Annotated in this window: 22 protein-coding genes and 1 other annotated feature; of the genes, 2 read left to right on the top strand and 20 right to left on the bottom strand. The window is 47.2% G+C overall.

What is annotated here, in order from left to right; translation table 11 throughout:
- Window position 1: 1 nt before the first annotated feature.
- The 10 genes from minC to ACQE26_RS10625 form a co-directional block, all read right to left on the bottom strand.
- Complete coding sequence (minC, locus tag ACQE26_RS10670; RefSeq protein ID WP_438420322.1) at window positions 2–682, bottom strand: septum site-determining protein MinC; 681 nt, start codon at window positions 680–682, stop codon at window positions 2–4.
- Between the two features lie 53 nt (window positions 683–735).
- Window positions 736–1,254 (bottom strand): rod shape-determining protein MreD, encoded by a 519-nt coding sequence (gene mreD / locus ACQE26_RS10665; RefSeq protein WP_438420323.1) that lies wholly within the window; start codon window positions 1,252–1,254, stop codon window positions 736–738.
- Window positions 1,251–2,114, bottom strand: coding sequence for a rod shape-determining protein MreC (gene mreC, locus ACQE26_RS10660; RefSeq protein WP_500469312.1), 864 nt, complete (start codon window positions 2,112–2,114; stop codon window positions 1,251–1,253). Before mreC ends, mreD begins: the two co-directional genes overlap by 4 nt.
- Before the next feature lie 30 nt (window positions 2,115–2,144).
- Window positions 2,145–3,158 carry a cell shape-determining protein MreB gene (gene mreB, locus ACQE26_RS10655; RefSeq protein ID WP_003152647.1) on the bottom strand — a complete coding sequence of 338 codons (1,014 nt, stop codon included), beginning with the start codon at window positions 3,156–3,158 and terminating at the stop codon, window positions 2,145–2,147.
- 91 nt (window positions 3,159–3,249) lie between these two features.
- Window positions 3,250–3,945, bottom strand: a complete 696-nt coding sequence (radC, locus tag ACQE26_RS10650) for a RadC family protein (protein WP_016938780.1) — start codon at window positions 3,943–3,945, stop codon at window positions 3,250–3,252.
- Between the two features lie 31 nt (window positions 3,946–3,976).
- Window positions 3,977–4,546, bottom strand: coding sequence for a Maf family protein (locus tag ACQE26_RS10645; RefSeq protein ID WP_366969123.1), 570 nt, complete (start codon window positions 4,544–4,546; stop codon window positions 3,977–3,979).
- 143 nt (window positions 4,547–4,689) lie between these two features.
- Complete coding sequence (locus ACQE26_RS10640) at window positions 4,690–5,691, bottom strand: SPOR domain-containing protein (protein ID WP_500469309.1); 1,002 nt, start codon at window positions 5,689–5,691, stop codon at window positions 4,690–4,692.
- A 126-nt stretch (window positions 5,692–5,817) separates the two neighbouring features.
- A complete protein-coding gene (locus ACQE26_RS10635; RefSeq protein WP_500469307.1) occupies window positions 5,818–6,570 on the bottom strand; it encodes a prepilin peptidase in 753 nt (250 codons plus the stop codon).
- 139 nt (window positions 6,571–6,709) lie between these two features.
- Window positions 6,710–8,002 carry a bifunctional folylpolyglutamate synthase/dihydrofolate synthase gene (locus ACQE26_RS10630; protein ID WP_500469305.1) on the bottom strand — a complete coding sequence of 431 codons (1,293 nt, stop codon included), beginning with the start codon at window positions 8,000–8,002 and terminating at the stop codon, window positions 6,710–6,712.
- 58 nt (window positions 8,003–8,060) lie between these two features.
- A complete protein-coding gene (locus tag ACQE26_RS10625) occupies window positions 8,061–10,703 on the bottom strand; it encodes a valine--tRNA ligase (protein WP_500469304.1) in 2,643 nt (880 codons plus the stop codon).
- Window positions 10,704–10,760: 57 nt separating this feature from the next.
- Window positions 10,761–10,982: a binding site (T-box leader), on the bottom strand.
- Window positions 10,983–11,153: 171 nt separating this feature from the next.
- Between ACQE26_RS10625 and ACQE26_RS10620 the strand changes: the two genes are divergently transcribed.
- Entirely contained in the window at window positions 11,154–11,345 is a 192-nt protein-coding gene (locus tag ACQE26_RS10620) for a YszA family small membrane protein (RefSeq protein WP_045926471.1), read from the top strand.
- Window positions 11,346–11,359: 14 nt separating this feature from the next.
- On the opposite strand, the gene ysxE is transcribed toward ACQE26_RS10620, so the two are convergent.
- From ysxE to hemA, 8 genes are all read right to left on the bottom strand, one after another.
- Entirely contained in the window at window positions 11,360–12,382 is a 1,023-nt protein-coding gene (gene ysxE / locus ACQE26_RS10615; protein WP_060965129.1) for a spore coat protein YsxE, read from the bottom strand.
- A gap of 33 nt (window positions 12,383–12,415) precedes the next feature.
- Window positions 12,416–13,987: a LysM peptidoglycan-binding domain-containing protein gene (locus ACQE26_RS10610; RefSeq protein ID WP_500469303.1), complete on the bottom strand. Its 1,572-nt coding sequence runs from the start codon at window positions 13,985–13,987 to the stop codon at window positions 12,416–12,418.
- A 132-nt stretch (window positions 13,988–14,119) separates the two neighbouring features.
- Window positions 14,120–15,409, bottom strand: coding sequence for a glutamate-1-semialdehyde 2,1-aminomutase (hemL, locus tag ACQE26_RS10605; RefSeq protein WP_016938771.1), 1,290 nt, complete (start codon window positions 15,407–15,409; stop codon window positions 14,120–14,122).
- Between the two features lie 28 nt (window positions 15,410–15,437).
- Window positions 15,438–16,412, bottom strand: a complete 975-nt coding sequence (gene hemB / locus ACQE26_RS10600; RefSeq protein ID WP_029575360.1) for a porphobilinogen synthase — start codon at window positions 16,410–16,412, stop codon at window positions 15,438–15,440.
- Window positions 16,413–16,414: 2 nt separating this feature from the next.
- Window positions 16,415–17,197: a uroporphyrinogen-III synthase gene (locus tag ACQE26_RS10595; RefSeq protein WP_438420331.1), complete on the bottom strand. Its 783-nt coding sequence runs from the start codon at window positions 17,195–17,197 to the stop codon at window positions 16,415–16,417.
- Entirely contained in the window at window positions 17,187–18,128 is a 942-nt protein-coding gene (gene hemC / locus ACQE26_RS10590) for a hydroxymethylbilane synthase (RefSeq protein WP_500469301.1), read from the bottom strand. The genes ACQE26_RS10595 and hemC overlap by 11 nt, the downstream gene beginning before the upstream one ends.
- Before the next feature lie 35 nt (window positions 18,129–18,163).
- Window positions 18,164–18,994 (bottom strand): cytochrome c biogenesis protein, encoded by an 831-nt coding sequence (locus tag ACQE26_RS10585; protein ID WP_060964634.1) that lies wholly within the window; start codon window positions 18,992–18,994, stop codon window positions 18,164–18,166.
- 7 nt (window positions 18,995–19,001) lie between these two features.
- On the bottom strand, window positions 19,002–20,369 hold the full coding sequence (gene hemA, locus ACQE26_RS10580; protein WP_500469299.1) for a glutamyl-tRNA reductase: 1,368 nt from the start codon (window positions 20,367–20,369) through the stop codon (window positions 19,002–19,004).
- A gap of 196 nt (window positions 20,370–20,565) precedes the next feature.
- Between hemA and ACQE26_RS10575 the strand changes: the two genes are divergently transcribed.
- Window positions 20,566–21,057, top strand: a complete 492-nt coding sequence (locus tag ACQE26_RS10575) for a hypothetical protein (RefSeq protein WP_500469297.1) — start codon at window positions 20,566–20,568, stop codon at window positions 21,055–21,057.
- Between the two features lie 32 nt (window positions 21,058–21,089).
- On the opposite strand, the gene yihA is transcribed toward ACQE26_RS10575, so the two are convergent.
- Together yihA and lon are read right to left on the bottom strand one after the other, a co-directional pair.
- Window positions 21,090–21,677 (bottom strand): ribosome biogenesis GTP-binding protein YihA/YsxC, encoded by a 588-nt coding sequence (yihA, locus tag ACQE26_RS10570; RefSeq protein WP_007612895.1) that lies wholly within the window; start codon window positions 21,675–21,677, stop codon window positions 21,090–21,092.
- A complete protein-coding gene (gene lon, locus ACQE26_RS10565; protein WP_500469295.1) occupies window positions 21,674–23,998 on the bottom strand; it encodes an endopeptidase La in 2,325 nt (774 codons plus the stop codon). Before lon ends, yihA begins: the two co-directional genes overlap by 4 nt.
- Window positions 23,999–24,131 lie beyond the last annotated feature (133 nt).

Here is a 24,131-nt window from a genome sequence, read left to right as displayed (position 1 = left end):
TTCACATTCCTCCCTCAAGCCTTGTTAGATCAGGTCTTAAATGAGCCAATTGTTGAAGGCGTTCAATGACCATATTTCCGTCAGTATCTAAATAAGCACATTCCATGTCGTTCCCTTTTTGAATGTGGTCTGGGGAGCGATTTAACACATGATTGATCCTCAATTGTGTCGGCATCATTTCGGATGCGGCGATCACAGCCCGGTTATTTCCGTTATAACCCGCATGGGCAATCCCTTTTAATGAACCGAGAACAAATATATTTCCTCCGGCTTTGATCGTACCGCCGGGATTCACATCTCCGATTAAAAGCAAATCTCCCGTTACGTGAAGCACCTGACCTGAACGGACGATTTTAGAAACAGAAACAATTTCCTGCTCCTCTTTCATCCGCTGCGCTTCTTCTTTGGCGATGACTTCACTGTCAATTGAATGCACGACTAAATCTTTCTTTGACGCGATCAGATCAGTCAGCTGCTCTGCCTGTTCCTGATACAGATACCGATGCCCGAGTTTGATATGAACACTGATTTTTTGGCCTTTGCCATCAGTATATTGTTCAATCGACAGCATATTTTGAAGACCATCGAGAAGCTCATCAAAAGAACACGCATCATCCAGATGCAATGTTAAGCCGTTTTTTGTTCCTTTTATTGTTACATATTGCTGCTTTTTGGTCTTCATCAATGTTCACCTCAACAACATACTCTTTTCGTCAAAAAAAGATAAAATCCTTTTTACTCATCTCTTAATTCTTTCTTCAGACTTATATAAAACAGCCTAAAGGGCAGGACTAATATAATGGCTCCCGCAATATTCAGCACAGCGGTCGGCAAAAACCGCTGAATGACAAAATCGTTAAACGTCATTGTGCCGCTGCGGATTAACGTCTGAATGCCGTAAACGTAAAATTCAAGCAAACATACGCTCAGCACAGCGACCAGAATGACCATCAGGGCATTTGTCTGCAGCACTTTAAACGCTTTGGCCGCCAGGTAGCATAAACCGGCAAAACCAAACATATAAACGCCTAAAACACCCGTATAATTGATGTCATAAAGAAGTCCGAAAATGAGACCGTAGATCACCGCATGCTTTTGGTTGACATAAGCGGACATAAAAATCAGCGCAAGCAAAAGAAAATGCGGAACGACCTGCTGCTCGTCGGAAACGAAAGGAAAATGCACCAGATCTGTATAGATGCTTTCCGCACAAAAGACCAAAATCATAATCAAAGGGAGAAGGAAACGTTTCACGATCCTTCCTCCCCTGTTGCTACGCTTCGATTGACGACGATGACATGGTCAAGATCATACAGGTCGGCAGCCGGTTTCACGTAAGCGATTTTCGTCAGGCCGTAAGCATCTGATTCGACATCGGTTACTTCGCCGACCGTCAGCCCTTGAGGAAATACGCCGCCCGTTCCGGAGGTCTCCACAAGGTCGCCTTTTTTCACTTCACGTTTTTCATCCGGTTCAAGGATGGTCATTTTCAGGGTCTGTTTCTTTTTATCATACCCCTCAATTAAACCGTAGCCTTTGCTTCCCTTTTTGCCGGAGATTTTGGTGGCCACTCTGTTATTGCGGTCAACATCGCTCAGCAGCTGAACGGCGGATGTGAAAGTGTTGAGTCCGCTGCTTTTGATCTTCCCGACAAGCGCACCCTTTTCGTTTGTGACCGCCATGTCCTTGGCCACTTTCTGCTTCGTTCCCTTATTGATCATGATCTGCTTGTACCATTGATCAGGATTTCTGGCGATAACGGTCGCTAAAATCGGATCATAGTCGGAAATCGATTTGACATGCCCGAGTTCATCACGCAGCTTCTTGTTTTCATCTTTGAGTTCTTGGAGCTTCGCTTCATATTGTGTCTGTCCGTCCAGCTTTTGTCTCAAGCGTTCGTTTTCTTTGTACGTGTTTTTCAGGTCTTTTATGTCCCCGAAGAACCCTGCAAAATATTCGGCAGGCGTGTGAAAAATATTTTGAAATACTCCCGTCGTATCACCGATCAGCTTTTCAGGCCAGGTGGTATTACGGCCGTTCTTCAGCGAGAATCCAATCATAGCCACCAATATGATAATACACAGAAGTAATAGCATTAACCGTTTGTTCGGCATCGTGATACACCTCTTCTATTTAACTCCTGATTATCTTGTTTTTCCTTTGAAAAGATGGATGTGCTCCAGTGCTTTTCCAGTGCCGATCGCAACACAATCCAGCGGATCTTCAGCGATAAGTACAGGCATTTTCGTTTCGTCGCTGATGACTTTATCGAGATTGCGGAGCAGGGCGCCTCCCCCGGTTAACACAATACCTCTGTCCATAATGTCAGCTGCCAGCTCAGGCGGTGTTTTTTCAAGCGTGCTCTTCACCGCATCAACGATTGAAAGAACTGTATCACGCAGGGCATTTGCAATTTCCGTTCCCGTAATTTCGATCGTTTTCGGCAGACCTGTCAGAAGGTCGCGGCCGCGGATTTCCATTGACGCATTTTCTTCACCGGTTTCTGCTGAACCGATTTCCATTTTAATGGCTTCCGCTGTACGGTCACCGATCATCAGATTATATGTTTTTCTGATATAGCTGATAATTGAGTCGTCCATTTCGTCACCGGCTACGCGGATTGACTGAGACGTGACAATGCCTCCTAAAGAAATGATCGCCACTTCAGTTGTTCCGCCGCCGATATCAACGACCATGCTGCCCGTAGGCTCCCATACAGGAAGATTCGCGCCGATTGCTGCCGCAAACGGTTCTTCAATCGGATAAGCGTCGCGTGCGCCCGCTTGTCTTGTCGCGTCAATGACCGCCCGTTCTTCAACGGCAGTAATACCTGACGGCACACACACCATAACATACGGCTTTCTCGCAAATAACCCTTTATTTTTCACAGCCTGATTAATGTAGTATTTCATCATTGTCGCAGTTGTTTCATAATCAGCGATAACGCCGTCTTTCATCGGACGGAGCGCAACCACGTTGCCCGGAGTTCTTCCGATCATGTTTTTCGCATCGTTACCGACCGCCACGATCGATTTCGTATCCGTTTGCAGAGCAACGACTGACGGCTCTCTCACTACAATTCCTTTACCTTTAACAAACACAAGCGTATTCGCGGTTCCCAAATCTATACCAAGGTCTCTTGTACCAATTCCGAACATATGTATGTATCTTCCTTTCTTAAAGCAAAAATACCCTAAAGGGAAAAACTCATAAAATCTATTATATCTTAAATCAACGAAAAAAAAAGTGTTACAAATATCCTTTTTCCTTTAAACTCACAAATTTTTTGTCACCAATGACCAAATGATCGAGCAGCTCGATGCCGATTAAATTTCCGCACTCAAAAAGCCGCCTGGTTACCTCTATATCTTCCCTGCTCGGTGTAGGATCTCCTGAAGGATGATTGTGAACGCAAATGAAGGACGCGGCGGATCGTTTGAAAGCTTCTTTAAACACCTCCCGCGGGTGGACAATAGATGAATTCAGACTTCCGATAAAAACGGTGCGTTTATGAATGACTTGATTTTTAGTATTTAAATATAAACAGACAAAATGCTCCTGGGATAAAAAGCGCATGTCCTCCATCACATACTTCGCCCCGTCTTCGGGAGAACGGATGACCCGGTGCTCCCCGGCGGCAGTCTTATGAATACGGCTGCCCAGCTCAATTGCGGCAAGAATCTGAACGGCCTTCACCGTGCCGATTCCGGGAATGCTGGAAAGCTCCTGGGCAGAGGCGCCTTTTAACAGGCGCAGCCCGTCAAACGTCCGCAGCAGCCGGTGAGAGAGGTTCATGACGGACTCGTGTTTCGTTCCCGTCCGCAGCAGGATGGCAAGCAGTTCATTGTTAGACAGATGTTCGGCTCCGAAGTGCAGAAGCCGCTCTCTTGGTTTTTCATTTTCGGGGAAATCTCTTAATTTTAACGGCAGATCACGGATGATCAACCCCTCCTTGTTCCCCTTCCCGGTTTGAACATCAAGCTTTTATATTAAATTCTTTCAGGGCTCTCATTGTTTTAGCGACAGGAAGCCCGACGACAGAATAGAAATCACCGTCTATTTTTTTCACTAAAAGCGCGCCTTTTCCTTGGATGCCGTATGCACCTGCTTTATCCATCGGTTCTTTAGTTTCAATGTAGAGCTGTATTTCGTCTTCACTGAGCGGCCAAAACGTCACTTCCGTCGTGTCACAGAACGTTTCTTTCCGGTCATGCGTCTGAATGCTGACCGCCGTAATGACTTGATGGCTTCGGCCGGAAAGCCTCCGCAGCATGCGTGCCGCTTCTTCTCTGTCACGCGGTTTGCCGAGGCACTCGCCGTCTATGCACACCATCGTGTCAGCGCCGATAACGGCTGCATCGGGATTTTCGGCCAATACAGCACCGGCTTTTTGCTCGGCCAAACATTGGACGTTTTCTTCCGGCGAAAGGTTTCGATTTAATTTTTCATCTGTGCGGCTCGCAATAATGCTGTAAGGAATCTGAAGAAGATTAAGGAGTTCTTTTCTTCGCGGAGATTGTGATGCGAGTATTAAGCGTTTTGTCATGATTGTCATCCTTTCAGGGTTTGCTTAAGAAAAAAAGATACTTGTCTATCCTACCAAATCAAACGGGCAACCACAATTTCAGAAAAATAACTTTTTGATGACAAAATAAAAAATCCCGCCGGATGACGGGAATTGAGAGATTATTATTTCACAACGCTTAAAAGCTCTTTTTGGGCTTTCCAGCCGGATTCGGAACCGGACGTTTCCAGTTCTTTCAGCGCTTGAAGCACGGCCTCTTTCTGTTTTTTGTCAGCGGCGTCTGCGCCGTCTGCCGATTTGGCCGCTTCAGCCACATCCGCTTTTGAAATGTCTTTGCCGGTAATCGCTTTCGCCGAGAGCTCAGATGCTTGTTTAAAAGAGCCTTTCAATCCTGAATCGACCGCAAAGCTGAGCTCTTTTCCGCCCCAAGCCTCAAAATCATGGTCTATCAGCGTCTGGCCCAATTGCTGTGATAAGCTTTTTTCCGCTGCAAGACCGGCGATCACGTATGTGTACCCGTCTTCTTTTGCCAGAGAGACAGCCGAGTATCCTTTTTCAGTCAGCTGGTCAACAAGCGTTTGCGCTCCTTTTTCTGATGAAAATTTTCCGGCCTGCACCGCAAATGTTTTATAGTTTCCGTCTGACTGTTCCGCGTTTCCTGTGCTGCTTGTTTCTGGTTTGTCTTTTGAAACGTCTCCCGCTTTCACCGTCTGTCCTTGTGAACCTTTGTCAGCGGATGCGGGGGCGGAGGCTTCTTTACTTCCCGACATATTTAAGGCGACAAGGCCGAGGCCGGTGCCTAAAACAGCCGCAACAGCAATTGTCGTGACCGCTTTTTTAACTGGAGAAGACGGCTGCTTCTTTTTCGGAAAATGAGGACCCGTGTTTTTCTTCTGGTATGGCGGGACGACTTTCGGATCGTCTTCAAATACCTCATGATTCTTCTCATCATCCCAATTGAAGTCTTCTTCTTTCGGATCTTCATGAGATGCTGCAATCTCCTGCTCCGCCTTCTTTGTTTCTTCCCAATTTGAAAATGTGACGGTTTTCTCCCCGCCTTCATTCACATCTTCTTGTCCATACATCGTTTCTTCTTTTCCGTTAATCGTTACTTTAAGGGCATCGTTTTTGGCTTTGCTGTTCTTTTTGCTTTTCCTTTTTTTCAACGTCTCTTCCCCCTTGCATTCGTCTTGGCCGTACCTTGAACTGATCATGGTTCACACTTTAGCATAGGCGTAAAAAAAAAGAACAAGACTTTTGTCGTCTTGTCCAAAAAACGTTCGCCAAATTTTTCAAGCCCCGCCTGAAGCGAGTGTGATGTAAAACGCGAACAGCTCTTCACCGTATAAGTAACTCAAAGCGCTCCCGGCTGCGATGGCCGGCGCAAACGGGAAAGGCTGCTTTTTACCAAGCCTGCCTCCCGCTGCGGCGCACATACCGTATACGGCTCCGATTATAACGGAAAGAAAGAATGCAATAAGGACGAGCTTCACGCCGAGCGCAAGTCCGATCACTCCAAACAGCTTCACATCACCTGCGCCGATGCCTCCTTTACTGACAAACATGATAAAAACAAGCAGAGCAAATCCGCAAACAGCTCCGGCAAACCCCGCATACCATGAATCCAGCGGAGAAAAAATACGGCCGGCGATAAAAAGCGGAAGAAAAAACAGCAGAACCTTGTCAGGAATCAGCATATATTGCAGATCCGTCACAGTCACAATCATCAGCAGAGACAAAAATAACAGCGCGATTAGCAGCTCTTTTGAGAAACCGAAATGGATACCGGCAGCAGTGAATAAACATGCCGTCCAGCATTCCGCCGCCGGATACATCACTGACAGCTTCTCACGGCAGTGTCTGCACCTTCCTCTTTGCAGGATATAGGAAACAACAGGCACAAGCTCCCCCCAGGAGAGCGGCAAGCCGCAGAACGAACAGGATGAACGCGGCGAAATAACCGAGATTCGAAGCGGAATACGGCTTGCGACTGTATAAAAAAAAGAACCGAAAATCAGACCGAGAACAAACAGAATGAAAAGCACTCAGACCACACCTTTTCTATCAATCTGGCTCAGATTGTAGCATAGAAAAATACCATGCCTGAAATGGCTGAAAATGTGTTTTCCTCATAAAAACACCCGGCAAAACCGTAAAATGGCTTGCCGGGTGTTTCAGGGGCTGTCAGATCAGCCGCTTTCTCATTTCGGAAATAAAGTATAGGGAACCGGTAATGATGATGACATCATCCGCTCCATCTTTTTGTTCTATCCACTCTTTCACACTGTCCGGGTTCTCATCAAAGCTCTTATCCGCAAGGCCGCTTGCATTGTAAAGGTCTTCGGCGCTTGCGGCACGCGGAAAGTCAAATGACGCAAAATGAATGGAATCTGCTTCGGTTTCAAGCTTTTTAATCATTTCCTGATACGGTTTGTCTTTTAAAGCGCTGAATACGACATGGACGTTTTTATCGGCAAATCGCTGCCTGATCGTTTCTGTCAGCGTATTAACGCCTTCTTCATTATGGGCGCCGTCCGCAAACACTAAAGGGCGGCTTTGAAGCCGTTCAAACCGGCCCGGCCATGAAGCTTTTTTCAGACCGTTTCGCAATGCTTCTTCAGAAATGGCTGTGATTTTCAGGCGATTCAGCCATTCAGCAGCCAATATCGCCAAGGCCGCATTCTGCCTTTGATGAATGCCGATCAGCGACGTTTGAACGTCCTCATAACATTTCGTTTCCGTTTCCAGCGAAAAGCTTTCGCCCGACGGAAGCGCCGCACCATTAAACAGTCTGCATGTCTTATATAGAGACTGGCACGGAGCCTGCTTTTCTTCGGCCTCTGCTTCAATAACGCCGAGTGCTTCCGGCTGATTGACACCTGTAATGACCGGAGTGGCATTTTTAATAATACCGGCTTTCTGCCCGGCGATCTCCTCAATGGTATTGCCTAAAATCGCCATATGGTCATGTCCGATGCTTGTAATGACCGACAAAAGCGGTTTCACAATATTGGTTGAATCGAATGTGCCGCCGAGCCCCGCTTCAAAAATGACAAAATCGATATCATCCCGCTTCGCAAAATATAAAAATGCACACGCTGTAATGATTTCAAATTCTGTCACCGTTCCGGCATCGGTTTTATCAATCTCATCGACTATCGGTTTGATTTCATTAACGAGCGCTCTCCATTCCTCATCAGAAATCGGCGTGCCGTTTACGCTGATACGCTCATTGAACGTAATGATGTAGGGAGATGTGAATGTGCCGACCGTATAACCGGCTTCTTGAAGCACGGAACGGATAAAAGAGACGGTGGAGCCTTTGCCGTTTGTGCCCGCCACATGAATGGCGCGGATATTCTTTTCCGGATGTTCTAATTTTTCCATCAGCCTTTCCATACGGAGAAGGCCAGGCTTAACGCCGAACTTGAGTCTGCCGTGAATCCAGCTGATCGCTTCTTTGTACGTATTAAACAATGAAATCCCCTCTTTTATACAACAAGGCGGTTTCTTAGGAAACCGCCCCGCTGTTTTATCAGCCTTTCAGCTCTGCGATCCGCTGCCGGACAGCTTCGCGTTTTGCCGTGTAGTCTTTCTCTTTTGCGCGTTCTTCTTCAATGACTTGCTCAGGAGCTTTTTTGATGAATCCTTCGTTGCCGAGTTTTTTCTGAACGCGTTCGACTTCTTTTGTCAGCTTGTCGAATTCTTTTTGCAGACGGGTGATTTCCTCATCGATGTTAATCAGCCCTTCAAGCGGCAGAATCACTTCCGCTCCGGTGACGACCGCTGTCATCGCTTTGTCTGCCGCGGTGATATCCGTCCCGATTTTCAGCGTGCTCGGATTCGTGAAACGCTCAACGTAAGAACGGTTCTTCTCAAGGCGTCCGGCAATTTCTTCCGTAGATGTTTTAATGTAAAGTTCAACCTGTTTGCTCATCGGTGTGTTAACTTCGCTTCGGATATTGCGGACAGAACGGATTAATTCAACAAGCAGTTTCATATCCGCCGCTGCCTCTTTGTCCGTATGTTCCGGAACCGGAACAGGCCAAGAACTGATCGTGATTGACTCGCCTTCATGAGGAAGGTGCTGCCAGATCTCCTCTGTTAAGAACGGCATAAACGGGTGCAGAAGACGCATCGTCTGGTCAAGCACGTAAGCAAGAACAGAGCGGGTTGTTTTCTTCGCCGCTTCATCTTCCCCGTACAGCGGAAGCTTCGCCATTTCGATATACCAGTCGCACACATCGTCCCAGATAAAGTTGTACAGATGGCGTCCGACTTCACCGAATTCATAACGATCCGCAAGTTGGGTAACGTCTTCAATCGTTTCATTCAGTCTTGTCAGAATCCACTTATCAGCAACTGATTTTTCACCGGACAGATCAAGTTCGTCATACGTCATGCCGTCCATGTTCATTAAGGCAAAACGGGAAGCGTTCCAAATTTTATTTGCGAAATTCCACGTGGATTCCACTTTTTCATAGCTGAAACGGAGATCCTGTCCGGGTGAGCTTCCGGTTGCCAGGAAGTAGCGCAGTGAATCCGCTCCGTACTTGTCGATGACATCCATCGGATCAACGCCGTTCCCAAGGGATTTACTCATTTTTCTGCCCTGCTCGTCACGGATTAAGCCGTGGATCAGCACGTCTTTGAACGGGCGCTCGCCGGTAAACTCAAGACCTTGGAAAATCATCCGGGATACCCAGAAGAAGATGATGTCATACCCTGTCACAAGCACATCGGTTGAGTAATAACGCTTAAAGTCTTCAGCATTTTCATCAGGCCAGCCCATTGTAGAAAACGGCCACAGCGCGGAGCTGAACCATGTATCAAGCACGTCTGAATCCTGTTCCCAATTTTCGCTGTCCTCAGGCGCTTCAAGACCGACATACACTTCTTTTGTTTCTTTATGATACCAAGCCGGGATGCGGTGGCCCCACCAAAGCTGACGGGAAATACACCAATCACGGATGTTTTCCATCCAGTGCAGGTACGTTTTCTCGAAACGGTCAGGAACGAAGTGAACTTTGTCTTCTTTGGACTGAAGGTCAACCGCCGCATCGGCCAGCGGCTGCATTTTGACAAACCATTGTGTGGACAGGTACGGCTCAACAACGGCGCCGCTTCTCTCACTGTGTCCGACAGAATGCATATGGTCTTCGATTTTAAAGAGAACGCCTGTCTCCTGAAGGTCTTTGACGAGTTTTTTGCGGCATTCAAACCGGTCCATTCCGTTATATTGCAGCGCTTTTTCATTCATTGTTCCGTCTTCATTCATGACGAGAATCCGTTCTAAATTGTGGCGGTTTCCGAGTTCAAAGTCATTCGGGTCATGGGCAGGCGTGATTTTAACGGCTCCTGATCCGAATTCCATGTCAACGTAATCATCGCCGACGATCGGAATTTCGCGGTTTGTAATCGGCAGAATCACCGTTTTGCCGATTAAGTGCTTGTAGCGCTCATCTTCAGGATGAACCGCGACAGCCGTGTCGCCAAGCATCGTTTCCGGACGGGTGGTCGCGATTTCAATTGAGCCTGAACCGTCTGCTAACGGATAGCGCAAATGATAAAACGCGCCCTGTACGTCTTTGTAAATCACTTCAATGTCGGACAAAGCCGTTTTTGTGGCAGGGTCCCAGTTGATGATATATTCGCCTCTGTAAATCAAACCTTTTTCGTACAATTTGACGAATACTTCACGCACGGCTTTGTTCAGCCCTTCATCAAGAGTGAAACGTTCGCGCGAGTAATCGAGCCCGAGTCCCATTTTGGCCCATTGGCTGCGGATGAAATCAGCGTACTCTTCCTTCCACTTCCACGTTTCTTCAAGAAACTTTTCACGGCCAAGGTCATAGCGGCTTGTACCCTGTTCGCGGAGTTTCGCTTCGACTTTTGCCTGAGTGGCAATCCCGGCGTGATCCATGCCCGGAAGCCAGAGCACGTCATAGCCCTGCATGCGTTTCATACGCGTAACGATATCTTGCAGCGTCGTATCCCACGCATGACCGAGGTGCAGCCTGCCCGTCACGTTCGGCGGCGGAATGACGACAGAATATGGCTGTTTCGTTTGATCGCCGCCCGCTTCAAAATATTTTCCTTTCAGCCAAAAATCATAGCGGCCTTTTTCAATCGCAGACGGATCATATTTTGTCGGCATTGTTTGTTCGTTTGTATCCATGATAACCCTCCAGCATGTTAGAAATGGCTGAGCAACTAAAAAAGAGCCTTCATCCTGATAAAGGACGAAAAGCTCTTTCGCGGTACCACCTTTTTTCATGAACAGATTTGTTCATGCACTTAAACGGATAACGGGTGCGGCCCGAATTTCTCTACTGTATGTTCAAGAAATTATGCTCCCGGGCGACCTTCCAATGAGACGGCATAAGAAGCCTTTCAGCACAGTAGCTTCTCTCTCTTCATGCGTCTTTCTTGTACTCTTCCCGTTCAAAGCAGGTGTATTTATATCAGCTCATGATCTTATTTATTATGTTCTTTATTATAGTAAAAGTGTTTTTGTTTCGTCAATCATCTTTTCCAAAAACCGCTGCCGTCATACATAAATGGGCATGCACCCCGCCCTTTCCCTCACATACGATACAAAGAAAGGCGAATGTAAGGAGGAATTGCCGTGAGAAAAAAATTCAATTCTTATTCGCTCCCCCCGTGGGCCAGACAGGTCCGCCTTGTATCAGCGCAAGTCATTATACCGATTACGATCTTTCAGGGGATCAGGACGATTTTCTTTCCGACGACTTTTGACGTCCTGCTGCTTGCCATCCTGCTGTTTTTAGCGTGCGCCCTGCATTTGGAATGGATATAAAAAAACGAGTCCCGCTATGAAGAGGACTCGTTTTCCGCCTTTCTTTTTTTCTCCTGCTCAATCTGATACATCTTCATGAGAAAAGGTTCAGCATTTTTCATCTGCCAAAACGCTCTTAATAACTGCGTGCACTCTTCTTTCTCAGAACCCCTTTGGCCGGTTTGATACCGTTTCAGCACTTTGTACATACCGCTCGGATAAGCCATATAGCTGAGAAACAGGCTGATTTCCGCTTCACGGAGGGGGAATGATTTGTGATACGTATAAAACCATTCAAGGCACTCCGGACACGCTTTCGGATAGCTTCTGAACATTCTGGAGTAAAAGCCGAGCAGATCATTTTGCGGAGGTCCGAGACCGGCTTTCTCGAAATTTGTAAAAAAGCCCGTTCCCACATCATTATATAGAAAATGGCGGCTCGATAAGCTGCCGTGATTGATCACCGCTCTCGTTTTGTCATGATCCTTTGCCGCGTCAAACCATTCTTCCAGACGTTCAAGAGCAAAATTAACGGCTGAAACCGTTTCTGTAAGATACGTAACAGCCTGCAGTTCAAAAGGAGAAAGGTACCACTCTTTTTCCGCCCGGTCGGCAAATTGTTCATAGACGAGCTTATCATTTTCCCAATCTCTTTTCGTCAGTTCATAAAAGCTGCTGATATCTTCAGTCCGGATTTGAATGTCCCGCACGGTCGCGGAATGGAGCTTCGCCACCTCTTTAAAAAGGTAAACATGTTTTTGATCCCGTTCTTCTTCCTGATCGTACTGAAGCCAGGGCATTAAATAATAAGACGCCTCCGTCCGGCTTCCCGCAAAAAAATCGCCTGCATGCGTGCGGTAGATCGGCACAAATGAACGGTAGCCTTTCTCCTCAATCTCAATCATATAGTCCGTAAATTCACTGCTGCGGGCCGGCTTGAGCTGTTTCAAAGCAAAAATGCCGTGGTTTGAGTAGACTTTCCATACATGCGGGCTGACAGGCTCAATATACTCGGCCTCCAGCCCGTATTCCTGAAGCACTGATTGGACTGCTTCCATTCCATTCACCACATTTTTACGGCCTCTTTGTGCTTACGCATGGCTGTTATTATATTCAGGTATATACAGAAGCTGACCTTCTTCCAGTTCGTCATCAAACGATAAAGCATTCGTTCTGATGAGCTGCTGAGATGTGATGTCATATCGTTCACACACCCGGTCGATTGTATCTTGCTGCTGCACGATGCAGATTTTCATTCTAGAAAACTTTTCTTCTTCTCTTGTAAATAATTTCGTCAAATAATGAGAGTTGTCATTTTCCTTCTGCTCCGTTTTCGATGCCGCTTCTTGATTCTCTCTTTCTGATTTAAGCGGCTCAGACGGCTCAGGTGCCGCCGGTTCCTCAGGAGGCAGTTTGGAAAACTGAAAGGACAAATCAAGAGGCTCCCCGGTTTCCTCCTCCGGCTGCGCCATCTTCCTCACCTCAACTTCAAATCCTTCATCAGCCTGAGCTTCTTCCTCAAGAAACTTAGGCGCGCTGTAAAATTCCTCTTCCCGCGGTTCCGGAACGAACTCGCGATAAGGCGGCGCCTGCTCTTCTTCAAAAACCGCAGGCTCATCTTCGGCTTCTTCCGCCTCCTCTTGATCACTCTGACGGAGAAGCGGTTCGGCCTCAGGCTGCTCTTCTTTTTGAAGGACCGGCTGTTCCTCAATCTCTGCTTTATCGGCAGGCGGTGTCAGAGTAAAAGCAGGGGAAACCGGTTCAACATCACCTGCTGTTTCTTCAAGCATTTCCGCTGAATCATCCTCAGATACAGGTTCATTCCTCTCAGCCGCCATGATTGCAGGCTCCTCAAGTTCCTCAGCCTCTTCCGGCTCTTCCGGCTCTTCTTCCTCCAGGATGGCAGCGGGAGGGGGAGGCTCAGTATATGAGACAGGTTCCGGCACCTCTTCCAGCCTCAGAACAGGGGCAGTTTCTTCAGTTTCCTCAGCCTCCTCTTCTTCTTCCTCTTCCTCCTGCCTGAGTATAGGCGGAGTCTCTTCCTCATTCTCCCCGGCTTCTTGTGCCGCTTCTTCTGATACAGCCAGGGGTTCTTCAGCTTCAGGCAGAGGTTCTTCAGGCCTCTGGCGTATCACTAATTCAGGTTCGTTGTCTTCCTCAGAGCGATGGTCAGCAAGATTGATCATTTCTTCTCTGGCAAATTCAGGCGCCACATACAGAGGGATCTCCGGCTCTTTTGGCTCGGATTCCTCAAGCAGCCCTTCAATTGCCAAATCAGCCTGAATGGTTAAGATCCTTGAATCCGTTAGCTGATAATCAAAGGCATCAATAAAAACGAAAACGTCATTGAGGTGGCTCACTTTATTTTTCGGAATCGTGATGTCCACCGGGAAGCAATGAAGGAGCTCAGCTGTGCCATCCTCCCTCGCCCTCACTTCCTCTACATGTCTCAGCTCTCTTCCAAGCTCTTCGAATTGACTGCTGTGATCTATGTTGTACTCGCCAGTAAGTTCTAATGATCCTTTAATTGAGACATAATCATTTACTTCCTGCACCCTGATATCAGGGTCTAATGAAATCGAAAGTAATTCAGAAACTTCCTGTCCTTTTTGGAAACAGATTGATTCTTCAACAGAAAATTGCAACCGGTGATTATGCGGCAAGTTCATATCCTCCTTTCATCTAATCCTTACAATTAGATGTCACTAAAGGTGTATGCCGCAATATGGATAAATATGATAAAGGAGGCATTGAAAAAAGCCGATACAAGACTTGCTTGCATCGGCTTTTCGGTATCAGCGGCTGATCGCCTGGAACACTTTCTCAGCGGCTTGAATGGTTTTTTCGATATCCTCCATTGTATGCGCAGTGGAGAGAAACAATCCTTCAAATTGAGACGGCGGCAGAAATACGCCTGCGTCAGCCATCCCTTTATAATATTTGGCGAACAGCTTTAAATCAGATGATTTGGCTGTTTCATAGTTAATGACAGGCTCGTTTGTGAAAAAGAATCCGATCATTGAACCGGCACGGTTAAATGTGTGCGGAATCCCATGTGCTTCAGCGGCTTTTGAAATGCCTTCTTCAAGCATATCGCCTTTTTTCACAAATTCTTGATAAGATTCAGGTGTGAGCTGCTGTAACGTCTCAAGTCCCGCTGTCATGGCAAGCGGATTTCCTGACAAGGTTCCCGCCTGGTAGATCGGACCGCTCGGAGCGATTCTTTCCATGATTTCGGCTTTGCCGCCATACGCACCGACAGGAAGACCGCCGCCGATGACTTTGCCGAGACACGTTAAATCAGGCGTCACGCCGAAATATCCTTGCGCACAGTTATAGTCCACGCGAAAACCGGTCATGACCTCATCAAAAATGAGCAGCGCGCCATATTGTTCCGTAATGTCACGAAGCCCTTGTAAAAACCCTTCCTGCGGCGGAACGACGCCCATATTGCCGGCTACCGGCTCAACAATGACTCCGGCGATATCTTCACCGTACTCCCGGAATGCGAGTGCAACGCTTTCCAAGTCGTTGTACGGAACGGTAATCGTATTCATCGCAATCCCTTCAGGTACGCCCGGGCTGTCCGGAAGACCGAGTGTCGCCACTCCGGATCCCGCTTTGATCAGCAGGGAATCACCGTGGCCGTGGTAACAGCCTTCGAATTTTAAAATTTTGTTGCGGCCGGTATATCCTCTTGCCAGACGAAGGGCGCTCATTGTCGCCTCTGTGCCGGAGCTGACCATCCGCACGATTTCAACAGACGGCACACGGTCAATGACCAATTTGGCCAGTTCGTTTTCCACTTCAGTGGATGCCCCGAAACTTGTCCCGTTTTCCGCTACTTTTTTCAGGCTTTCAACGACGCGGTCATTGGTGTGGCCTAAAATGAGCGGTCCCCAGCTCAGCACATAGTCAATATATTCATTGCCGTCAATATCAAAAATTTTCGATCCTTTGCCGCGCTGCATAAAAATCGGATCCATATCAACTGATTTAAACGCGCGCACCGGACTGTTCACTCCGCCCGGCATCAGTTTCTGCGCTTCTTTAAAAGCGGCTTTTGATTTTTCATAGCTTCTCATCTGCCTCAGCTCCCGTCAAATGAAATCGTTACTCAGCAAGCCATTTTGCTGCGTCTTTTGCATGATACGTCATAATCAGATCAGCACCTGCACGTTTCATGCTCGTTAAAATTTCAAGCACCATTTCTTTTTCTTTAATCCAGCCGTTCTGGGCTGCAGCTTTCACCATGGAATACTCCCCGCTCACATTATAAGCGACCAGCGGCAGGTGATGGCGGTTTTTCACATCACGCATAATATCTAAGTATGACATAGACGGTTTGACGATTAAAAAGTCAGCGCCTTCTGCGGCGTCTGATTCTGCCTCACGAAGCGCTTCCAGGCGGTTGGCCGGATCCATCTGATAAGTTTTTCGGTCGCCGAACTGCGGCGTGCTGTCAGCCGCGTCGCGGAACGGACCGTAAAATTCACTTGAATATTTCACTGCATAAGACATGATCGGAATATTTGTGAACCCTTCTTTGTCAAGCGCTTCTCTGATTACTGTGACGAAACCGTCCATCATATTTGAAGGAGCGATGATGTCAGCGCCTGCTTTGGCCTGGCTGACGGCTGTCTGAGCCAGCAGTTCAAGCGACTCGTCATTGAGGATTTCTCCGTCTTTGACGACACCGCAATGGCCGTGGTCCGTGTATTCACAAAGACATGTATCAGCGATGACGATCATTTCAGGATAATGCTTTTTAATTTCAGCAATCCCTTTTTGCACAATGCCGTGATCGTGAAAAGCCTGGGTTCCGCAGGCGTCTTTTTCTTCAGGCACGCCAAAAACGATGACCGATTTAATGCCGAGTGATATCAGCTCAGCCATCTCATCCTTCAATAAATCAAGGGATACATGGTAAACCCCCGGCATGGAAGAAACTTCTTTTTTCCCTTCAAGCCCTTCAACGACAAATAGAGGGTAAATAAAATCTGAAGGGTGAAGACGTGTTTCTCTTACTAAATCTCTCATCGCAGCGTTCGCGCGCAAACGGCGGTGTCTGTTAAATGTTTGATTCATCGTTATCTATCCTTTCCCGACATGCTGCACATGACGTCCAGCATGCCTTCAATCGTATAAGTGTCAGGCACATGGGATGAGATCCCGTATTCCAATAGCGCTTTCTCTGTCAAAGGGCCGATGCTGATATAGCTCGCGCCGCTGTTTTCCCACGCTTTTTCTCCGTTTCCGACCGCATGCATAAACGTATGCACCGCCGATGAACTGGTAAACGTAATAAAATCAAAATGAGAGCGGGATGCAGCCTGTCTCAGCTCGTCCATGCCTTTTTCATCCTGAATAGTATTGTATAACACCCATTCCCTTATTTGATAGCCAAGCGGCTCAAGCTCCGCTTTTATGACATCGCGTGATAAATTGCCCTTTATCACTGAAATGGGTTCGGCAGCTGATGCGTGCCGTTTTAATGTATCTGCCAGACATTCGGCCACATACTCGTCAGGCATCGCATCCGTCCCGGCTCCCCGCTCTTTCAAGGCGCGTGCAGTCTTTTCACCGACAGCTGCGATTTTTTTCCGTCCGGAAAGCGCAAGACCATGCCGATCAAGGTAGGAAAAAAAGAACCGGACGCCGTTTACGCTTGTAAACACAAGCCATCCCGGTTCAGAAAGGTCTTCCCGGAGACTGTCCGCACATTCATCCGGGAGCGCTTCCTGAAAAGCGATCAGCGAAGCGGAAACAGCTGTTCCGCCGAGCGCCTCCACTTTTTTTCGAAACGGAGCGGCCTGTCTTTTGTTCCGGGTGACAAGCACGGTCTTTCCTTGTAAAGGAAGGTCATTTGCCATTCTGATCGAGCTCCTGTTTCACGCTGTCGATTAAGGCTTTGGCTCCTTTTTCAGACATCATCGCCGCACAGCGTTTCCCGATTTCTTCCGGATCATGTCCCGCCGCTGTTTCTTTATAAATCGTCTTTCCGTCCGGAGACGCAACCAGACCGACCAGCTCAACTTCATCCCTGTCATTGACGGACGCATACCCGGCAATCGGCACCTGGCAGCCGCCTTCCATCGCGTGTAAGAAAGCCCGTTCAGCTGCCACCGTGCGCTGCGTATACTCATCGGTGAATTGCGCAAACAGCTTCAAAAGCTCCTCATCCGACTCTCTGCATTCAATGGCAAGAGCGCCTTGGCCGACCGCAGGCAGACAGCGGTCCGGTTCGAGGAATTCAGATACGACATCATCTTTCCAGCCCATTCTTGAAAGACCCGCAGCAGCTAAAATAATCGCATCGTAATCCTCCGTCTCAAGCTTTTGAAGTCTCGTATCTATGTTTCCTCTGATCCACTTAATAGTAAGATCAGGACGCTCAGCAAGAATCTGGGCGCTTCTTCTTAAACTGCTGGTGCCGATAATGCCGCCTTCTTTTATGTCGTCCAGCTTTTGATGCCCCTTCGAAATCAGCGCATCACGCGGATCCTCACGTTTCGGTATGCAGCCGATGACAAGACCCTCAGGCAAAACAGCGGGCATGTCTTTCATGCTGTGGACCGCCATATCAATCTCCTGATGCAGCAGCGCCTGTTCAATCTCTTTGACAAACAAACCTTTGCCGCCCACTTTTGACAGTGTGACATCGAGGATGCGGTCGCCTTTTGTGACAATCTCCCGGATTTCAAAGTTATAGGAAGGATTCAATTCCTTCAGTTTGTTAATCACCCATTTTGTCTGGGTCATAGCCAGCTTGCTCCGTCTGGAACCTACCTTAATCGTTCTCATTTTCTTTCCTCCCGAATCTGTTTGGGCGCGTGACGTTAACTGAACCAATGGAATTGCGACAGGCTTCCGAGCAGGAAGTAATTAATCATCAGCACGAGAAAACATGCTGAATTCCATAACGCCGCCACTTTTCCCTGCAGTTCCTTAATCATTCTGATATATAAATAGTAGCTGTATAAAAGCAGCACAATAAACGAGCCGAGCACTTTTGAATCAAACCAGTACAGCGTTTCCAGCGACACATACGCCCAGATCACGCCTAATATCAGGCTTAACAGCAGCATCGGGACTCCGATGACATTTAAAACGTAAGCCATATAATCAAGTTTTGACAAATCTTCAATTCTCAACAGCCATTTTCCCCATTTTTTCTTCTTTAATAAAGAATATTGAAACTGATAAAGAAGCGAAAAGACAAAAGAAAGGGAAAATGCGCCGTATGAGAGAATCGCCATTGTAATATGAATGACCAAAAGCTCTGAGACCAGCTGGCCGGAAAAGGCGGCCGAATGCTGATCCGTCGGTGAAAATGTATGGATCGCAATCATCGAGAAACCGATGACATTCGTGAAAAACACGATAAAATCAACCCGCAGGATCTGCGTAACAACAAGTGAGAGCGTGACAAGCACCCACGCATAAAAGTAAAGGGCCTCTGTAATATTTAAGACCGGAAATCTGCCCGTCTGCCACATAAAATAAGAAAGATAGACGGTTTGCAGAGTCCAGACAATAGAAAGCAACCAGAAGGCCATTTTCCCAGCCTTCCGGTTGTGTTGAAGAAAATCTATAAAGTAAAAAAGGACACTTATTGCGTAAATTACAATTGTCGCTTCATTAAGCCTTGCCATTGCTGTATCAATCATACAGTGCTCACTCACTTACAAGCGGACGCAAGCCCGTTTTTGTTTCTGCCTTTTGAAGCGAATGAACCGTCTGGCGGTTATCCAGGCTTTTGTCCAGCTGACGGCCTGCTTCATCCTCAATATCGAAAATCTGCATAAACAGCTTCAGCTTTTCCTCAGAATCCGCTTCAGCCGCAAGCTCTTTCGCTTTCAGAATCGGATCGCGCAGCATTTGGTTAATGATGCTTTTCGTATGTTTGCTGAGAAGCTTTTTCTCTCTTACCGTCAGATGAGGCAGCTTGCGCTCAATGCTCTGCATCGTATCGGACTGGATAGACAGCGCCTTTTCACGAAGCGCCGAAATGACCGGCACAACGCCGAGCGTATTAAGCCACTGCTTAAACTCAACAATTGCCGCTTCAATGAACAGCTCGACTTTTTCAGCGGTTTCACGGCGTTCTTGTAAGTTGGCTTCAACGATTCCTTCAAGGTCGTCGATATCGTACAGAAAAACACCTTCAAGATCGTTCAGCGCAGGGTCAAGGTCTCTCGGAACAGCGATATCCACCATAAATAACGGGCGGCCCTTCCGCTGTCTGCCCGCTCTCTCCATCATATCTTTAGACACGACAAAATCACTTGCGCCTGTCGAGCTGATTAAAATATCAGCTTCAGCAAGTGCATGTTCAAGCTGGTTTAAGCTGCGCGCTTCTCCGGAAAAACGGTCAGCAAGTTCTTTTGCCTTTAAAAACGTTCTGTTGATGACCGTTACTTTTCCTATGCCCTGGCCGTGCAGGTTTTCTGCGGCAAGCTCGCCCATTTTTCCCGCACCGAGAATCAAAATGTGCTTATTTGACAGAGAGCCGAAGATTTTTTTCGCAAGTTCAACGGCCGCGTAACTGACGGATACGGCATTGGCGCCGATATCGGTTTCAGCATGCGTGCGTTTACCGACGGTCACCGCCTGTTTAAACAGCTCATTGAAAATGGTGCCGATTGTCTTTTCTGTCTGCGCCGTTTTAAAGCTCGAGCGGACCTGGCCGAGGATTTGGGTTTCTCCGATGACCATGGAATCCAAACCGCACACCACTCGGAATAAATGCTCGATCGCCGCGTCGCTCTCATAAAATTTCAGAAACGGAGACAGCTCTTCTTTCGGCAGAGAAAACCATTCGGATAAAAATGTTTTTATATAATAACGGCCGGTATGAAGCTGGTCGACCACCGCATATATTTCAGTGCGGTTGCAGGTTGACACGATAATGTTTTCAAGAACGCTTTTTTCTTCTTTTAAACGGAGCATCGCTTCTGCAAGCTCATCCGGCTGAAAACTTATTTTTTCGCGTATTTCAATAGGGGCGGATTTATAATCTACTCCCACAACAAGAATATGCATAGCCTTTCATGCACCCCCGTACATCGCATTTTATTTATAATCATTCTAACATAGAATTCATTATTTATAATGATTATAACATAGTTTCTTCGTGAAAATGTGAACAGATTTCAAAAATGTTATGCTATAGTATAAAAAGCTTCGTTTCCTCTGTAATCATCATACTAAAAATCCTTTACTGCGGGTAGGTGACAGGATGAAAAAAACATCAATTTTATTACCGGGACTTCTGCTTGCCGCTTCATTATTCGCTTGGCTTCAGAGCGGACAGGTTCACCTGTTTGCAAATCAGGGAGAATGGCCGGTGCTCCTTATGCTTTTGGGCGGCGTACTCTTGTATCAGGGCAAAAAGGAAGCGGCGGGATCTCACGTCCTAATCGGCATGCTTCTGTTCGGTATAGGTTTGCATTTTTTCGCCAAACCTGAACTCTCATGGTGGCCGGGAGATTTTGAAATGCTGCTCTTTGTATTCGGGTTCTCCTTATTTGCGGCTGCCAGAAAAGAATATGTATACGAAGCGGCTGTCATGATTGGTTTTTCCCTCTTTTTATACTTCTTTAAACAAATTACGGCGTGGCTGGAGTCCGTCCACATTCCGACCGAACATTTCAAAACATACTGGCCGTATGTTTTCATCGGAATCAGCCTTTTATTATTGTTTATCAAGCGGAACAAAACTATACGATAAAACCCAAAACGCAATGCGTTTTGGGTTTTTCATTACCGGCTGATCATTTTTTTAATGGCTCCCCATGCCTCATCTTTTCCTTTTTTTGTTTCAGAGGAAAATAAAATCAGCTCATCCTCAGGGTCCATATCAAGCGTCTGCTTGACAACCTTTAAGTGCTTGTCCCATTTTCCTTTTGGAATTTTATCCGCTTTTGTCGCAATGACGATGACGGGAATGCCGTAATACTTCAGGAATTCATACATGTTCACGTCTTCAGCAGACGGCGCGTGCCTGAGGTCGACAATCTGCACGCAGGCTTTCAGCTCTTCACGGGTCGTCATATAGGTTTCAATCATTCTCCCCCATGCTTCCCGCTCGCTTTTAGAAACTTTCGCAAACCCGTACCCGGGAACGTCGACAAAATGCAATTCATCATTGATGATGTAAAAGTTTAAGGTCTGTGTTTTCCCCGGTTTTGATGACGTTCTGGCCAGGTTTTTCCGATTGATTAGTGAATTGATAAAAGATGATTTTCCTACATTTGATCTTCCCGCCAGCGCGATTTCCGGAAGCCCCCCATTAGGGTACTGCTCAGGTTTGACCGCACTGATCACGATTTCTGACTTTGTGACTTTCATTTCTTCTCTCCTACTAAGGCATGTTCCAAAACGTCATCGAGATGAGACACAAATATAAATTTCAGCCCTTCTCTGACGCTTTCAGGAATATCCTCTATATCTTTTTCGTTATCTTTAGGCGCAATAATCGTGGTCAGGCCCGCTCTGTGCGCGCCGAGCGCCTTTTCTTTCAGTCCGCCGATCGGAAGCACGCGGCCCCGCAGCGTGATTTCCCCGGTCATACCGACTTCGCGTTTTACCGCACGGTCCGTTAATGCCGATACGAGCGCAGTAGCCATCGTAATTCCCGCAGAAGGGCCGTCTTTCGGCACAGCTCCTTCAGGGACATGGATATGAATGTCATACTTCTCATGGAATTTCGGGTCGATTCCGAGCTGCTCCGTTTTCGAGCGGACATAACTGAAAGCGGCCTGTGCGGATTCCCGCATGACATCTCCGAGCTTCCCGGTCAGAATCAGCTTTCCTTTTCCCGGTGACAGTGACACTTCGATTGAAAGCGTATCTCCGCCGACCGTCGTGTACGCCAGACCCGTGACAACTCCGACTTGATCCTCGGTTTCCGCCTGTCCGTATCTGAACATCCGTTTTCCGAGATAGTCGGCCAGATTTTTCTCTGTAACGGTAATGCGTTTTCTCTCTTCAGAAACAATGGCCTTTGCAGCCTTTCGGCAAATGGCGGCAATCTGGCGTTCAAGCGTTCTCACGCCGGCTTCCCTCGTATAGTAGCGGATGATATCGGTAATGGCCTGATCCCGAATCTGCAGGCTGCTCTTTGTGAGCCCGTGCTCTTTAATCTGTTTCGGAAGCAGGTGGTCCTTTACGATCTCCAGCTTTTCATTCTCAGTATAGCCTGACAGGCTGATAATCTCCATTCTGTCTCTGAGAGGGCCCGGTATGGAACCAAGGTTATTCGCAGTCGCGATAAAAAGCACTTTCGATAAATCGAACGTCTCTTCAATATAGTGGTCGCTGAATGTGCTGTTTTGTTCCGGATCCAGCACCTCAAGCATCGCCGAAGACGGATCGCCTCTGAAGTCAGATGACATTTTATCAATCTCATCGAGGAGAAAGACCGGATTTTGTTTGCCGGCTTTTTTCATTCCTTGGATAATCCGGCCCGGCATCGCTCCGACGTATGTACGCCGGTGGCCGCGGATTTCAGATTCATCGCGCACTCCGCCCAGTGAAATTCTCACAAAACGGCGTCCCATGCTCGTACTGATTGATTTTGCAAGAGATGTTTTTCCGACTCCCGGCGGTCCGGCCAGACAAAGAATCGGCCCTTTCAGCGTTTTCGTCAGCTGTTTCACAGCCAGATACTCCAGTATCCGTTCTTTCACTTTCTCTAAACCGTGATGCTCTTTGTCTAAGATTTCTCCGGCTTTTTTAATATCCAGTTTATCTTCTGTTTCGTCCGACCACGGCAGGGCAATGAGCCAGTCAATATAGTTGCGGATAACAGAGCTTTCCGCTGAGCTTGACGGCACTTTTTCGTAACGGCTTAATTCCTTAAGCGCCGTTTCTTTGACACGCTCAGGCATGCCCGCTTCTTCTATCTTTTCCGTGAGCGACTGAACTTCGCCGGTTTTGCCTTCTTTGTCGCCAAGTTCCTTTTGAATGGCTTTCATCTGTTCACGCAAGTAGTATTCTTTTTGGGTGCGCTCCATCGAACGTTTGACGCGCTGACCGATTTTTTTCTCAATCTCCAGCACTTCTTTTTCATTATTAATCGAACGGATGACCTTATTCAGACGTTCTTTAATATCCGCCGTCTCTAAAATGTCCTGCTTGTCCTTTAACTTCAGCGGGAGATGAGAAGCGACGATGTCCGCCATTCTGCCGGGCTCTTCAATATCAGTCACAGCCGCATACGTTTCTGCGGAGATTTTTTTTGAAATTTTTATGTACTGGTCAAAATGGTCCAGCAGCGTCCGCATAAGCGCCTCATCTTCTACGTCTTTCGAATCGTCCTCATGCATCAGCTGTATATCGACCGAAGTATAATCTTCGAGTTCGGTGTATTCAAGGATTTGCGCCCGCTGAATACCTTCTACAAGCACTCTGATCGTACCGTTGGGCAGCTTCAGCATCTGTTTGATTTTTGTATAAGTGCCGACGGTGAAAATGTCGTCTTCACCCGGTTCGTCTATCGAAATATCCTGCTGAGTGGCTAAAAAAATCATATGATCATGCATCATTGCCTGTTCAAGAGCCTGAACCGACTTGTCCCGGCCTACATCTAAATGTAAAACCATCGTCGGGTATACCAATAAACCTCTTAAAGGGAGGAGCGGGATGCTGCGTTTTGTATCTTCTGCCATATGACTGACACCTCCGTGACTTTAGTATGAACCATTATAATACAACTTTTTCATCGTTGTACAATTCCGGGATCGGGCTTTAATCGGCTTACCGCCTGCCCAGTATATAAAACAGTCTCTTCGTAGTATACCC

Source organism: Bacillus sp. 5RYD7K (genome assembly GCF_059831465.1).
This window is presented reverse-complemented; position numbering and strand designations above follow the sequence as displayed.

Coding starts and splice junctions, on each gene's coding strand:
- minC (WP_438420322.1), bottom strand. CDS start 682: ATGAAGACCAAAAAGCAGCAATATGTAACAATAAAAGGAACAAAAAAC.
- mreC (WP_500469312.1), bottom strand. CDS start 2,114: ATGCCGAACAAACGGTTAATGCTATTACTTCTGTGTATTATCATATTG.
- mreB (WP_003152647.1), bottom strand. CDS start 3,158: ATGTTCGGAATTGGTACAAGAGACCTTGGTATAGATTTGGGAACCGCG.
- ACQE26_RS10645 (WP_366969123.1), bottom strand. CDS start 4,546: ATGACAAAACGCTTAATACTCGCATCACAATCTCCGCGAAGAAAAGAA.
- ACQE26_RS10625 (WP_500469304.1), bottom strand. CDS start 10,703: ATGGATACAAACGAACAAACAATGCCGACAAAATATGATCCGTCTGCG.
- ysxE (WP_060965129.1), bottom strand. CDS start 12,382: ATGGAAGCAGTCCAATCAGTGCTTCAGGAATACGGGCTGGAGGCCGAG.
- hemL (WP_016938771.1), bottom strand. CDS start 15,409: ATGAGAAGCTATGAAAAATCAAAAGCCGCTTTTAAAGAAGCGCAGAAA.
- hemB (WP_029575360.1), bottom strand. CDS start 16,412: ATGAATCAAACATTTAACAGACACCGCCGTTTGCGCGCGAACGCTGCG.
- ACQE26_RS10595 (WP_438420331.1), bottom strand. CDS start 17,197: ATGGCAAATGACCTTCCTTTACAAGGAAAGACCGTGCTTGTCACCCGG.
- hemC (WP_500469301.1), bottom strand. CDS start 18,128: ATGAGAACGATTAAGGTAGGTTCCAGACGGAGCAAGCTGGCTATGACC.
- ACQE26_RS10585 (WP_060964634.1), bottom strand. CDS start 18,994: ATGATTGATACAGCAATGGCAAGGCTTAATGAAGCGACAATTGTAATT.
- hemA (WP_500469299.1), bottom strand. CDS start 20,369: ATGCATATTCTTGTTGTGGGAGTAGATTATAAATCCGCCCCTATTGAA.
- ACQE26_RS10575 (WP_500469297.1), top strand. CDS start 20,566: ATGAAAAAAACATCAATTTTATTACCGGGACTTCTGCTTGCCGCTTCA.
- yihA (WP_007612895.1), bottom strand. CDS start 21,677: ATGAAAGTCACAAAGTCAGAAATCGTGATCAGTGCGGTCAAACCTGAG.
- lon (WP_500469295.1), bottom strand. CDS start 23,998: ATGGCAGAAGATACAAAACGCAGCATCCCGCTCCTCCCTTTAAGAGGT.